General features: G+C 59.4%; 11 protein-coding genes. All 11 read left to right on the top strand.

The annotated features are described in order from the left end of the window. Positions 1-38 precede the first annotated feature (38 nt). The 11 genes from atpA (at position 39) to mreB (ending at position 13535) form a co-directional block, all read left to right on the top strand. Positions 39-1547 (top strand): F0F1 ATP synthase subunit alpha, encoded by a 1509-nt coding sequence (atpA, locus tag HM1_RS03960; RefSeq protein WP_012282001.1) that lies wholly within the window; start codon positions 39-41, stop codon positions 1545-1547. Positions 1548-1598: 51 nt separating this feature from the next. Then, positions 1599-2471: an ATP synthase F1 subunit gamma gene (gene atpG / locus HM1_RS03955; RefSeq protein WP_012282000.1), complete on the top strand. Its 873-nt coding sequence runs from the start codon at positions 1599-1601 to the stop codon at positions 2469-2471. Between the two features lie 45 nt (positions 2472-2516). Beyond that, positions 2517-3932, top strand: a complete 1416-nt coding sequence (atpD, locus tag HM1_RS03950; RefSeq protein WP_012281999.1) for a F0F1 ATP synthase subunit beta — start codon at positions 2517-2519, stop codon at positions 3930-3932. Between the two features lie 18 nt (positions 3933-3950). Next, complete coding sequence (locus HM1_RS03945) at positions 3951-4367, top strand: F0F1 ATP synthase subunit epsilon (RefSeq protein WP_012281998.1); 417 nt, start codon at positions 3951-3953, stop codon at positions 4365-4367. Positions 4368-4545: 178 nt separating this feature from the next. Next, on the top strand, positions 4546-6048 hold the full coding sequence (locus tag HM1_RS03940) for a B12-binding domain-containing radical SAM protein (protein ID WP_012281997.1): 1503 nt from the start codon (positions 4546-4548) through the stop codon (positions 6046-6048). A 63-nt stretch (positions 6049-6111) separates the two neighbouring features. After that, positions 6112-7155 (top strand): YwmB family TATA-box binding protein, encoded by a 1044-nt coding sequence (locus HM1_RS03935; protein WP_012281996.1) that lies wholly within the window; start codon positions 6112-6114, stop codon positions 7153-7155. Positions 7156-7544: 389 nt separating this feature from the next. Further along, a complete protein-coding gene (murA, locus tag HM1_RS03930; protein ID WP_012281994.1) occupies positions 7545-8807 on the top strand; it encodes a UDP-N-acetylglucosamine 1-carboxyvinyltransferase in 1263 nt (420 codons plus the stop codon). A 167-nt stretch (positions 8808-8974) separates the two neighbouring features. Beyond that, positions 8975-9916, top strand: a complete 942-nt coding sequence (gene spoIID / locus HM1_RS03925; protein WP_187147804.1) for a stage II sporulation protein D — start codon at positions 8975-8977, stop codon at positions 9914-9916. Positions 9917-10075: 159 nt separating this feature from the next. Next, a complete protein-coding gene (locus tag HM1_RS03920; RefSeq protein ID WP_012281207.1) occupies positions 10076-11419 on the top strand; it encodes an IS1380-like element ISHmo1 family transposase in 1344 nt (447 codons plus the stop codon). Positions 11420-12150: 731 nt separating this feature from the next. Then, positions 12151-12402: a sporulation transcriptional regulator SpoIIID gene (gene spoIIID / locus HM1_RS03915; RefSeq protein WP_012281991.1), complete on the top strand. Its 252-nt coding sequence runs from the start codon at positions 12151-12153 to the stop codon at positions 12400-12402. 104 nt (positions 12403-12506) lie between these two features. Then, the gene (gene mreB / locus HM1_RS03910; RefSeq protein ID WP_012281990.1) at positions 12507-13535 is read left to right on the top strand and encodes a rod shape-determining protein; all 1029 of its coding nucleotides are present in this window, start codon (positions 12507-12509) and stop codon (positions 13533-13535) included. The last annotated feature ends 25 nt before the right edge of the window (positions 13536-13560 follow it).

Raw genomic sequence — 13560 nt, 5'->3', positions numbered from 1 at the left:
CGACATGCTCACAAGAGAATAGGGGTGAAGAACCGTCCATGAGTTTACGTCCTGAAGAGATTAGCGCCATCATCAAGCAACAGATCGAGCGGTATGAAAAGCCCCTGGAGGCTGCCGACTCCGGCACCGTCATCCAGGTCGGCGACGGCATCGCCCGCATCTACGGCTTGGAAAAAGCCATGGCCGGCGAACTGTTGGAGTTCCCCGGTCAGGTCTACGGCATGGTGCTCAACCTCGAAGAAGACAATATCGGTTGCGTTATTCTCGGCCCCTACACGGGGATCAAAGAAGGCGACACAGTCAAGCGGACGGGCCGCATCGTGGAAGTGCCCGTCGGTCCGGAGCTGATCGGCCGCGTCGTCAACCCCCTCGGCCAGCCCTTGGACGGCAAGGGTCCCATCAACGCCAAGCAGTTCCGTCCCATCGAGTCGCCTGCCCCCGGCGTCATCAAGCGGAAATCGGTCCATGAGCCCTTGCAAACAGGTCTCAAGGCCATCGACGCCATGGTGCCCATCGGCCGCGGCCAGCGGGAATTGATCATCGGCGACCGCCAGACCGGCAAAACGGCTGTGGCCGTCGACACGATCATCAACCAAAAGGGCCAGAACGTCATCTGCATCTATGTGGCCATTGGCCAGAAGGCGTCTACCGTCGCCGGCGTCGTTAAGACGCTCGAAGAGCACGGCGCCATGGATTACACCATCGTCGTCTCGGCGACCGCCTCTGAGCCGGCGCCGCTGCTCTACATCGCCCCCTACGCCGGTTGCGCCATGGGCGAGTACTTTCTCTACAAGGGCCAGCACGCCCTCTGCATCTACGATGACCTGTCCAAACAAGCCGTCGCCTACCGCGAGCTCTCCCTGCTGCTCCGCCGCCCGCCCGGCCGCGAAGCCTACCCCGGCGACGTCTTCTACCTCCACTCGCGCCTGCTGGAACGGGCCGCTAAGCTCTCAGATGAGCATGGCGGCGGCTCGCTGACGGCCCTGCCGATCATCGAGACCCAGGCCGGTGACGTGTCGGCCTACATCCCGACGAACGTCATCTCCATCACCGACGGCCAGATCTTCCTGGAGTCGGACCTGTTCTTCTCCGGCATCCGTCCGGCCATCAACGCCGGCATCTCCGTTTCCCGCGTCGGCGGCGCCGCTCAGATCAAGGCGATGAAACAAGTCGCCGGCCGTCTCCGCCTGGAGCTGGCCCAGTACCGGGAGCTGGCCGCCTTCGCCCAGTTCGGCTCCGACCTGGACAAGGCCACCCAAGCCCGCCTGAACCGCGGTCAGCGCCTCGTGGAAATCCTCAAGCAGGATCAGTACAAGCCCATGGTCGTCGAGGAGCAGGTGGCCGTCATCTTCGCCGCCGTCAACGGCTACCTCGATGACATCGCCGTAGCTGACGTGCTCAAGTTTGAGGAAGGCTTCCTCAAATACCTGCGCACGGAAAAAGCCGAGATCCTCAAAGAGATCCGGGAGAAAAAAGCCCTCAGCGACGATCTCACCGCGCGGCTCAAAGAGGCTATCGGAGCGTTCAAGAAGACCTTCGTGGCCTAAGACGGGGCGTCTGCCGGACTAGACGCTCGGCAATAGCGAGGTGAAAATAGAATGCCCGGAATGCGCGATATCAAACGCCGCATCCGTTCCATCAAAAGCACCCAGCAGATCACCAAGGCGATGAAGATGGTGGCGGCGGCGAAGCTGCGCAAGGCCCAGGAGAAGGTCATCCAGGCCCGCCCCTACGCCAAGCGCATCCAAGGGGTTCTCTCGCGCCTGGTGGCGGCCGCCTCCGACGTGAACCATCCCCTCCTGACGACGCGGGAGGTCAAACGGGTCGGTTACGTGGTCATCACCGCCGATCGGGGCCTCTGCGGCGGTTACAACGCCAACATCATCCGCAAGGTGAACAACGAGATCAAGGGACGCGACGACGTCTCCTTAGTCTGTGTCGGCCGCAAGAGCCGAGACTTCTTCAAACGGATGGGGAAGAGGATCGAAGCGGACTACGTCGGTCTGGGCGAAGACATCTCCTTCGGCATGGCCAAGGAGATCGCCGCCAAGGTCATGGAGCTCTACGAACAGGGAACCGTCGACCAGGTGCAACTCGTCTTCACCGAATTTTACTCCGCCTTGACCCAAAAGCCTGTCCAGATGCAACTGCTGCCCATCCCGGCTCAAGCCGGCGAAAGCGCTAACAGCGCAAAAGACAGCAAGGGTCCCCAGCCGCTCTATGCCTTCGAACCGAGCCCCGAAGCTGTCCTGGACGAGCTGCTTCCCAAGTATGTGGAAAACCAGATCTACCGGGCCTTGCTGGAGTCGAAAGCCTCCGAACAGGGCGCCCGCATGACGGCCATGGGATCGGCGACGGACAACGCCAAGGAAATGATCAACAAGCTAACCCTGTCCTTCAACCGGGCCCGCCAGGCGGCCATCACCAAGGAGATCTCCGAGGTGGTCGGCGGCGCGGCAGCCCTCGGCTGATCGAAGGCAGGCAGTCACTCCGACCGGAGGAGGTTTACGCATTCGATGAACTTTGGAAAGGTGATCCAGGTCATCGGGCCGGTTGTGGACATTCAGTTCCCGCCCGGCCAACTGCCTGAGATTTATAACGCCATCAAGATCCGTTCTGCCGACCAGGAGAACTACCAGGGCAGCTTCGAGATCGACATCACCCTGGAAGCCGCCCAACACCTGGGCAACAACGCAGTCCGCTGCGTCGCCATGTCCTCGACGGACGGCTTGATGCGGGGCATGAAAGCCCTAGACACGGGCGCCCCCATCTCGGTGCCTGTCGGCGCCGAGATCCTGGGCCGCATGTTCAACGTCCTCGGCGACCCCATCGACGAGGCCGGCCAAGTGGCGGCCAAGGAAGTCTGGCCGATCCACCGCAAGGCCCCGACCTTTGAAAACCTGGAGCCCTCTACGGAGGTCCTCGAAACAGGCATCAAGGTCATCGACCTGCTCGCTCCCTACGCCAAGGGCGGCAAAGTCGGTCTCTTCGGCGGCGCCGGCGTCGGCAAGACCGTTCTGATCCAGGAGCTGATCAACAACATCGCCATGGAATACTCCGGGTACTCCGTCTTCGCCGGCGTCGGCGAACGGACCCGTGAGGGGAACGACCTGTACAACGAATTCAAAGAGTCGGGCATCCTCAAAAACGTCGCCATGGTCTTCGGCCAGATGAATGAGCCCCCCGGGGCCCGGATGCGCGTGGCCCTCTCAGGCCTCGTCATGGCTGAGTACTTCCGTGACGTTCAAAACCAAGACGTGCTGCTCTTCATCGACAACATCTTCCGCTTCACCCAGGCCGGTTCGGAAGTGTCGGCCCTCCTCGGCCGGATGCCCTCCGCCGTCGGTTACCAGCCTACGCTGTCTACCGAAATGGGCCAGCTCCAGGAGCGGATCACCTCGACGAAGAACGGTTCCATCACCTCCGTCCAGGCCATCTACGTCCCAGCCGACGACTTGACGGACCCGGCGCCGGCGACGGCCTTCGCCCACCTGGACGCCACCACCGTTCTGTCGCGGGCCATCGCCGAGCTGGGCATCTACCCCGCCGTCGACCCCCTCGACTCCACCTCCCGGATCCTGGACCCTCACGTCGTCGGCGACGAGCACTACAGCGTCGCCCGGGGCGTCCAGAAGATCCTGCAGCGCTACAAAGAGCTGCAGGACATCATCGCCATCCTCGGCATGGACGAGCTCTCGGAAGACGACAAGATCGTCGTCGCCCGGGCGCGGAAGATCCAGCGCTTCCTCTCCCAGCCCTTCCACGTGGCCGAAGCCTTCACCGGCACGCCGGGCAAGTTCGTCCCCCTCAAGGAGTCCATCCGGGGCTTCAAAGAGATCCTCGAAGGCAAACACGACGACCTTCCCGAAAGCGCCTTCTACATGGTCGGCACCATCGAAGAAGCGGTGGCCAAAGCCAAAGAAATGGCGTAAAGAGGGGAGTGACCTGTCATGGCCGAAAAGACCTACCTACTCGAGGTGGTTACTCCCGAGCGGGTGGTCGTCAATGAGGAAGTGGAGTTCACCTCTGCTCCCGGTATCGAGGGCAGCCTCGGTATCCTGGCCGACCACGCTCCCATGCTGACTGCTTTGACCATTGGCTTGCTGGAGTACACCAAAGGGGGCCAAACGCAGAAACTGACCATCACCGGCGGTTTCTTGGAAGTGGCCGATAATACAGTGACCGTCCTGGCCAACGCGGCGGAGCAGCTTGTGGAGATCGACATCTCCCGGGCCGAAGCCGCCCGCCGGCGGGCGCAAGAGCGGATCGAAAAGGCCCAAAGCGGCAACGCCGAAGTGGACCTGATGCGGGCCGAGCTGGCCCTCAAGCGGGCGCTCCTGCGCCTGGAAGCCGCGAGAAAAGAATAATCCTTTCGGATTGTGTCGGCGCCGTCTCCTTATGTATAATGAGGGGAGGCGCCTTTTTTGTTTGCAGAGAAATGGAAAAAGGTGCCGAGAATTCCCGCCACTTCCTTTCAACGCCGGGGATGCCTAAAGGCCGGGCAATTTGGAGAGCTGGCAAATACGTTCGCACGAGGTTGTTTGGATGAAAGACTTTCCCATTGTGCTCATCGGTCTCTACAACGCCAAAGCGCTGGGGGTGCGCGCCCTGTCGTCGGTCTTAAAGGCGAAGGGCTACCCGGTCAGCCTGATCTTTTTCAAAGACTTTAACAGCCTGAACGCGCGCAGCCCCTCTGATGGGGAGTATCGGCTGCTCATTGACCAGCTGATGGAGCTGAACCCCCGCATGATCGGTCTCAGCGTCATGTCCACCTTCTACCTGTCGGCCGCCCATGAGATGTCGCGCCGCATCAAAGCGGCCTTCCCATCGACGACCCTCGTCTGGGGCGGCGTCTATCCCACCATGTTTCCCGAGAAGGCCCTGGAACACTGCGACTATGTGATGCGCGGCGAATGCGACGAGGCGATCGTCGATCTCGTTGAAGCGCTTTCCGGCAAGCAAGCGCTAAGCCAGGTGCCCAACCTCACCTACCGGCGCGGCGACGAGGTGGTCCACAACCCGCTCAACCCCCTGCAGGCGCAGTTGGACGCCTTGCCCTTCCCCGACATGGGCGGCGACGGCAAGTACCACATCAGCGACGGCAAGCTCACCTGCTGCGACCCTCAGGTAGCCAGCGTCTCCTACGAGATGAGCGCCTCCCGCGGCTGTCCCTATGTCTGCTCCTACTGCAGCAGCCTGAACCTGAAACGGATCTATAAGGGCAAAGGCCCTTTTGTGCGCCTGCGCTCAGTCGACAGCACCTTGGCGGAACTGCGCTGGGCAAAAGGCCTCGTCAAGAACATGCGCATGGTCTGGTTCTGGGACGAGATCTTCGCCGATGACGAGGCCTGGGTCCGCGAGTTCGTCGGCCGCTACAAGCAAGAGATCGGCCTTCCCTTCAACATCTGGGGCCACCCGCACAAGATCAAGGCCAAGACCATGGCCATGCTCGTCGAGGCAGGGTTGCATCAGGTCGTCGTCGGCATCCAGCATGGATCGCCGCGCATCCGCAAGGAGATCTACTACCGCCCCGAGACAGACGAAGAGTTGATCGAGATGAGCCGCATCCTGGCGGAAGCCAAAGTGCCCGAGGTCATCTACGACCTGATCCTGGACAGCCCCTTTGAGACAGTGGAAGACCTGGAGATGACCTACCGCCTCTGCATGAAGCTGCACAAGCCCTTCACCTTGAACCTGCACGGCCTCAGCTTCCTGCCGGGCACCGACATCGAGAAGCTGGCCGTCGACAAGGGCCTTTTGACCTGGGAAGAGCTGAAGCGGCAGCAGTCACGTCCCATCGAAGAGATGTACCATTCCTTCAGTTGGTGGACCCACACCGGTTCGAAAGAGGACCGAGAACGGGCCTACTGGAAAAACATGATCCACCTGACCCAGTTCGGTTGGGCTTCCCTGCTCCTTCCCCTCTTCGAGGCGAACTTCTTCCGCCGGAAACCGGAGATGATGAACCCCTTGCGCACCGCCGCCAACGGCTGGAACCTGATGCGCCGCGCCGCCCGCAAAGCCCGGCTGAAGCTCGGTCTGTCCTGACGTTTAAAGGCCACCCTCCTGGGCAAGACTGGAAACAGATCTTTGCCGTTGAGGGTGTTTTTTGTGCTCAAGTTTTTCTTTTATCTGATCGCCCAGGTGGTCCTCTTCCTGCTGCTCAGCTTTTTCCTGCTCTTTCGCAACGGCGGCGAAGGCGCTCGGTGGGTGATCAGGCAGATGCCTGCCGTCGAGGCCACCGTCGCCGGCTACGTGCAGACCTACACGCCGTCCCTGATGGAGGTCTGGACGACCTTGGCGCCGCCTTTCATGAACAGTCCGGACAAAGAGGAATTTCCCGAACCGACCGAAGCGCCGCCGTTGCACCGCCGATTCGGTCCGGAGACGTCGGCAGACGAGAAAGGCGCACCAAAGCGGACAGAAGTTTTTGCAGGCGGCACCGAACAGGCTATCGGCCGATCGGCAGGCATGCCGATCGACCTGGCCTTGATCGAGAGCTTGGCTTTGGCGATGGAATCGTCGGGGATCACACCGCGAGAGGCCGTCATCACCCTCTCCATGCCTATCGCTCCTCCCGCCGCCGAGGGCTTGCCAGATAGGGAGCGACAATCGGCCGCCGAAAGGCTGCTGCAAACCCATTTTCGAGCCATCACCGGTCAGGATGCCGCCGAAAAAGCCGTCATCCGCGGCGAAGGACAAGGGCACTTCGGCTTCCTGCGCGGCGACGACGGAAAAGGCGGCCGCTTGGACCTGATGGTGCAGATGGAGGCGGAGCGGGCGCATCTGACCGCCATCTTACGGTCGCCCCTGCCGGCATTGAAGGCGAGTGACTGCCTGACGCGATTGTACCGTTTGGCCGACGGGCAGCGGCACAGCGAATTCAGCCTCACCGTGCAAGGGACGCGTCCCGGTTTACTGGCGCTAGAAGAGCAGGAACAGACGATCCGCCGCTGTCTGGAGCGCCTGCAGGCACAGACCTTGCGCGTCGCCACGAAGGAGGCCGTCATCGTCAGCGCCTACTGCCCCCGCTTCCCGGGAGGCATCGCCATGGGCGAGGAAAATCTGAACCTCCAGGCGATGGCGCGCTACCACGGCGTCGACCAGAACACCCATTTTGCCTTCGCGTACCCGATGCTGCTCCAGGAGATGTAGCGACCGCAAGCCAGCTCGTGAGGAAAGCTGCGACTACAGTACCCGATGCTGCTCCGGGAGATGGAGGGCTGTGTCCCGTGACGACAGGGTCTCCTTGCCGCTCAGCACCGTCTGTGCAGCACCGTCTTCGGATGGGGCGATGTCGTTTCGGCTGGGGCGAAGTCGTTTCGGATGGGGCGATGTCGTTACTGACCTATCCAGGAGATGCCTGACTATGCGAAAACGGTTCCGGAGATAGTATTTGAGGCAGGAAAGCGTTGCGGCCTGTCGAAACTAAAGGAGGTTGCCGATTGGATGTGGACTTCCTACATACCCAGCGCTTCGCCGATAAGCCAAAAAAAGGGGGGCGGCCGGTTCCCGGAAAACGGTGAAAACGGCAGACGGAATTGATGGACACGAAAATCGTTGTGCACGGGGGCAATCCCCTGATTGGACATATCCGAGTCAGCAACGCTAAGAATGCGGTGCTGCCGATCCTGATCGCGTCGATCCTGGCAGAGGGCGAATCGACCATCGCCGATGTTCCCCATTTGGCCGATGTGGACACCACCTGCGCCTTGCTGCAGCATATGGGCTGCGAGGTCGCCCGGCAAAAGGGTAACATCGTCATCCGCGCCGGTTCCCTTTCCGGCGAAGAGGCGCCTTATGAGTTCGTGCGGATGATGCGGGCCTCCTTCCTCGTATTGGGGCCCCTGTTGGCGCGACTCGGCCGGGCTGTCATCTCGCTGCCGGGCGGCTGCGCCATCGGCTCGCGGCCGATCAACCTGCACCTGAAAGGCTTGGAGGCCATGGGCGCTAAGGTTCGCCTCGACCACGGCCATGTGGAGGCCCACTGCCGCCGGTTGCAAGGCGCCCAGATCTACCTCGACTTCCCCTCTGTCGGCGCCACTGAGAACCTGATGATGGCCGCATCCCTCGCCAAGGGGCAGACGGTGATCGAAAACGCCGCCGAGGAGCCGGAGATCGTCGACCTGGCCAACTACCTGAACCGGATGGGGGCGCGCATCAAGGGCGCCGGCACGCCGGTCATCAAGATCGAAGGCGTCGAGCGGCTGCAAGGCGGCGCCTACACGCCGATCCCCGACCGGATCGAAGCGGGCTCCTACATGGTGGCGGCGGCCGCCGCCGGCGGCGACCTGACGGTGGACAACATCATCATCGATCATGTCAAGCCGGTCATCGCCAAACTGAAGGAGATGGGCGCCACCGTCCAAGAGATGGAGACGAGCCTGCGCGTGACTGTCGATCGACCCTTGCGCGCCGTCGACATCAAGACCCTGCCCTACCCCGGCTTCCCGACAGACATGCAGGCCCAGATGATGGCGTTGCTGTCTGTCTCCACAGGCACCGGCGTGGTGACGGAAACGGTCTTCGAAAACCGCTTCATGCACGTCGATGAGTTAAAGCGGATGGGCGCCCAGATCAAGGTGGAAAGCCGGACCGCTGTGGTGCAGGGCATTCCCAAGCTCTACGGTGCGCCGGTCAAAGCGACAGACCTGCGGGCCGGCGCGGCGCTGATCGTGGCGGCACTGGCCGCCGACGACAGGACGGAGATCAGCTGTGTCCACCATATCGATCGCGGCTATGACGATATCGTCGGCAAACTGCGCCGGGTGGGCGCCCGGATCGAGCGCACTCCCGCAGAGGCCTGAGAGTGCCGACAGGCCGAAATCATAAAAGGTTCGGCTTTTAGCGGTTTTTATAAAAGATCGGCCTCTTTTCGAAAGGCGGACGCTTTTCAAAGGCTTCCCTGTCATTTCTCTTACAGCTCCGTGCATAGACATAGATGCGCATGGGGTTAGATGGGGGGGAGGAGCCGGTGAGGCGCAGGCGACTGTGGCGGTGGAAGCTTTGGCTGGTGACGGCTGTGACGGCCAGTCTTCTGCTCGTTCTGGCGATCCCCTGGCTGTCCCTCTACGGCCCCTACCTGCGCCTGCGCCTCTCCCCGGAGACAGGACCGGAGGTGACGGTGCGGACCGAGCAGGACACCCTGCTCCGCATGCCCATGGAGGAATACCTCGTCGGCGTGCTGGCCGGCGAGATGATGCCGCAGGATCCGCCGGAGGCCCTAAAAGCCATGGCGGTGGCGGCCCGCAGCTTCGCCTGGCTGCGCGTCGAACGGGGCGAGAGGCTCTGCGCCACCGTACATTGCCAGGTCTGGCTTTCCCCGGAGGAGCGCCTTCGGCGCTGGGGAGCGCTCCAGACGCCGCGCTTCACAGAGCGGCTGCTGAGCGCCGTTGCAGCGACGCGCGGGCAGATGCTCCTCTACGGGAACAAGGTGATCGACGCTACCTATCACGCCTCCTGCGGAGGGAGGACCGAGTCGGCCGCCGCCGTCTGGGGCCGGGAGATCCCCTACCTGCAGAGTGTTTCCTGCCCGGAAAAAGCGGATCTTCGGGAAGCGCGGTTTACACCGGGCGAGCTTGACGCCCGCTTGGGAACGACCTTGGCCACGATGGGCGCCAAAGAGCGCCGCAACGCTGTCGAGGTCGTCGACAAGACCGAGACGGGGCGGGTGAAACGAGTCCGCGTGGCCGGTGAAGAGATCGAGGGGACCCGCTTTCGCAGCGCCCTGGGCCTGGCTTCGACGGATCTGCGCCTGAACTGGGACGGCAGCGGCCTGCGCGTCGAGACGCGGGGTCACGGTCACGCCGTCGGGCTTTGCCAGGCCGGCGCCGTCGCCATGGCGGAAAAGGGTGACTGTTATGAGAGGATCCTCAGCCATTACTATCCTGGAACAAGGCTGGAGACATTGTATTAAATCCCTTTGTATGGTTTCTAAACGACTAGAAGAAGTCGTTTTTTTCCTGAATCAGTGACAGGATAAAAAGTAAATAGTCGAAATTCAGCGCATTTCCCCGTATAATAGAGATAAACGAGTTTAATCGGAGTGATTTAAACTCACCGACGGGGTGAATGCATGACCATGAAGAAGTTCATTATCGAGCAATCGAATGAGGAGCTTACACCGGTAACTGGATTGGCGCTCGTGGGCGCCTTGTTAAGAAAGACTTCATTGAAATTGCGATTGGATAAGTTCACTGTGCCCACTTGTTTGACACCAGATATAAGCCACGGAACTGTTGCTCTGAGCTACCTGGGCCTTCTCTGTCAGGGAAAGAATGACTTCGATGCGATTGAGCTGGCTCGTGGAGATGACTTTTTTCGATACGCCATGGGCGTCGACATCGTACCCTCCAGTCCCACGTTACGACAACGATTTGAAAAGGTTGTTGAGACGGATTTGAAATGGAACGACATCATTATGGAAGAATCTGCTCGTCTCATCAAAAAAGCAAAAGCTCCCCTGACACCTGTTCGGGTCGGCGCTACAGACTATCTGACGGTAGACGTAGATGTGACGCCATTGGATAATTCCGGTTCCAAAAAAGAGGGGGTGACGCGCACCTACAAAGGTCATGATGGCTTTGCGCCCATACTGGCCTACCTCGGTCAGGAAGGCTACTGCATAAACGTTGAGCTGCGTCCGGGCAAAGATCATAGCCAGAAAGGAACGCCCCAGTTCTTAACAAAGAGCATCAATTACGCACGCCAGTGCGGAGCTGAGAAGCTTCTGGTACGCATGGATTCCGGCTTTGACAGCGTCGATAACATACGTGTCCTCCGCGCAGAGAATGTTGACTACATAATCAAACGCAACCTTCGCCAAGAAACTCCCGAAATGTGGAGGGACATCGCCCTTAAAAATGGGCAGGCCCGAATTGTTCGGGAAGGAAAAGTGGAGTATATGGGCAGTGTAATGTGGAAGGTCGGCAATATGGAACAACGTGAACGGGTGGTTTTCCATGTCGTGGAACGAACCATCTTGTCCAATGGGCAGCAATTGCTGCTTCCAGAGTTAGAAGTGGCCACGTACTGGACGTCGTTACCCGTCTCGCCGGAAGAATTGATCCATTTGCAAAGAGATCACGGAACCAGCGAGCAATTCCATAGCGAGTTAAAAACGGACCTTGATTTGGAACGACTGCCTAGTGGAAAATTTAAGGTCAATGATCTGGTCTTTCATTTCGGTGCGCTTGCCTATAACCTGCTTCGCATCGTTGGTCAAATGAGCTTACACCATCCGGATTCTCCCCTAAAGAGAAAGGCCCATACGCAGCGCCGCCGGATACGCACGGTACTTCAAAATGTGATCACCATTGCGTCTCGATTGGTGAGACATGCCAGACAAGTGAAGCTCCGGCTCGGGGCGCATAGTCCCTGGTACGCAACGTTTAAGGATCTCTATCTTGCTTTTTCGTAAACGGCAAGAATTTCCTAAAAAATCAAATTCATTCGATGGGATAGACCTTTGGATGTAAAATGTGTCAAAGGTTAGCTTTGCTATACGCTTTTATGGATCTCGTTTCTTGACGGCACCACCTTCTTTGATAAGGCGACGTGTTCAAATGGCTATCTAAGGAAATTGGATTAAATTCTTGTAATACGAATTACTTTTTGTGGAAAATCATTGGGGTACTGCCAAGTCGACTCACGGATTCAGGTTTTTTCTTTTTCCACTTTCATGACAATTCCCCAACAGCGCCTCAGACAGGGGATTAGCAGAATTTTTTATTATATTAAAGATGCGTAGGTTCTGGTTAACGAGTAACTTTTATATCAATAGTGGTACATTTTGCCTTACTGGACAGCAAAGATTAGCACCAGGATCCAGCCAAGTAACTGTTTGCTTTGACTTAGTAAAATCAGCTATAATCGGTGGCACTAGTCTAGGGACGCAAAAAGTTACATGTACCCCAAACAGCCCATCCGCCAGCATCTCATTAAAGTGGTATGGTGTTCCCATGAACACCAAGCTTTGGGTTAGTTTAGGAAAAACCGCCACTACTGGAGCGATTACAGGTGAGATAGACGGATGGGATGGTATTCCCTAGGTTTAAGGAGACGACCGGAACGACTGGCAGAGCCTGGTCGTTCTTTTTTTTGCCCTCCCTCATATAATCTACTGACTTTTCGGGAGAGGGAGGGCCGGGCATGCAGGAGTATATCCGCAAACGAGTGTTGGAGGTATCCCAGTACATCTTGGATACGTCCGCCACAGTGCGGCAAACGGCCACCGTTTTCGGTGTCAGCAAGAGCACCATCCACAAAGACGTGACCGAGCGCCTTCCCTCCATCAACAGCGATCTCGCCGAAGAGGTGAAAAACATCCTGGACCACAACAAGTCGGAGCGGCACATCCGCGGCGGAGAAGCGACCCGGCGCAAGTACCAGGAAGCGCTCTAGTCCGGAAATTTCGTGCCCTTTTCCCCTTGGCTGCATGGATTCGACAGGGTATACTGTATTTGACATAGGATCGAATCAGGAAAGCAGGCTAGGAGGATAGGGCATTGTTTGGTTTAAATATCGATATCGGGATTGATCTGGGAACAGCCAGCGTGCTGGTTTTTGTAAAAGGCAAAGGCATCGTCTTGATGGAGCCTTCCGTCGTCGCCATCAACAAGGATACCGGCTCGATCATCGCCGTCGGCGAAGAGGCGCGGCGCATGCTCGGACGGACGCCGGGCAACATCGTGGCGATCCGGCCCTTGCGCGACGGCGTCATCGCCGATTACGATGTGACAGAGCGGATGCTCCGCTACTTCATCACCAAAGCCTGCGGCAAATCCTTCTTTTTTAAACCGCGGGTCATGGTCTGCATCCCCTCCGGCGTCACCGGCGTGGAGGAGCGGGCCGTGCGCCAGGCAGCGCTCCAGGCCGGGGCGCGGCAGGCCTATCTCATCGAAGAGCCCCTGGCGGCCGCCCTCGGCGCCGGGTTGGAGATCGCCGAGGCTTCCGGTTCGATGGTCGTCGACATCGGCGGCGGCACGACCGACATCGCCGTCCTCTCCCTCGGCGGCATCGTCTGCTCCAAGTCGCTCCGCGTCGGCGGCGACAAGTTTGACGAGTCCATCGTCCGCTACATCCGCAAAGAACACTCGCTGATGATCGGCGAACGGACGGCGGAAGAGCTGAAGATCCGCATCGGCACCGCCTACCCGTCGGGACGCAAAGGGGAGGAGTTCGCCGAGATCCGCGGCCGCGATCTGGTCACCGGATTGCCGAAGACGATCCGCGTCTCGGCCATGGAGACCTTCCGGGCCATGCAGGAGAACATCGAGGCCGTCGTCAGCGGCGTCAAAGAGGTGCTGGAACGGACACCGCCCGAACTGGCGGCCGACATCATGAACAAGGGCATCGTCATGACCGGCGGCGGCTCGCTGCTCAACGGCCTCGATACGCTGATCGCCAAAGAGACGAAGCTCCCCGTCCATGTGGCCGAAGAGGCCATCTCCTGTGTCGCCCTGGGGACGGGACTGGCCCTGGGGATGCTCAACTACCTGCAAAAAAATACGATCCTGTCGAAAAAAGTGATGTAAAGGGGAAAAACCGACACATACTGAG

It is taken from the genome of Heliomicrobium modesticaldum Ice1, assembly GCF_000019165.1.
In the GTDB taxonomy this organism is placed as follows: domain Bacteria; phylum Bacillota; class Desulfitobacteriia; order Heliobacteriales; family Heliobacteriaceae; genus Heliomicrobium; species Heliomicrobium modesticaldum.
Note: the sequence above shows the minus strand (reverse complement) of the source record. Positions and strands in the feature narration are given on the sequence as shown.

Excerpts from the sequence above, each read along its gene's own strand:
- atpA (WP_012282001.1), top strand. The coding sequence starts at position 39 with ATGAGTTTACGTCCTGAAGAGATTAGCGCCATCATCAAGCAACAGATC.
- atpG (WP_012282000.1), top strand. The coding sequence starts at position 1,599 with ATGCCCGGAATGCGCGATATCAAACGCCGCATCCGTTCCATCAAAAGC.
- atpD (WP_012281999.1), top strand. The coding sequence starts at position 2,517 with ATGAACTTTGGAAAGGTGATCCAGGTCATCGGGCCGGTTGTGGACATT.
- HM1_RS03945 (WP_012281998.1), top strand. The coding sequence starts at position 3,951 with ATGGCCGAAAAGACCTACCTACTCGAGGTGGTTACTCCCGAGCGGGTG.
- HM1_RS03940 (WP_012281997.1), top strand. The coding sequence starts at position 4,546 with ATGAAAGACTTTCCCATTGTGCTCATCGGTCTCTACAACGCCAAAGCG.
- murA (WP_012281994.1), top strand. The coding sequence starts at position 7,545 with ATGGACACGAAAATCGTTGTGCACGGGGGCAATCCCCTGATTGGACAT.
- HM1_RS03920 (WP_012281207.1), top strand. The coding sequence starts at position 10,076 with ATGACCATGAAGAAGTTCATTATCGAGCAATCGAATGAGGAGCTTACA.
- spoIIID (WP_012281991.1), top strand. The coding sequence starts at position 12,151 with ATGCAGGAGTATATCCGCAAACGAGTGTTGGAGGTATCCCAGTACATC.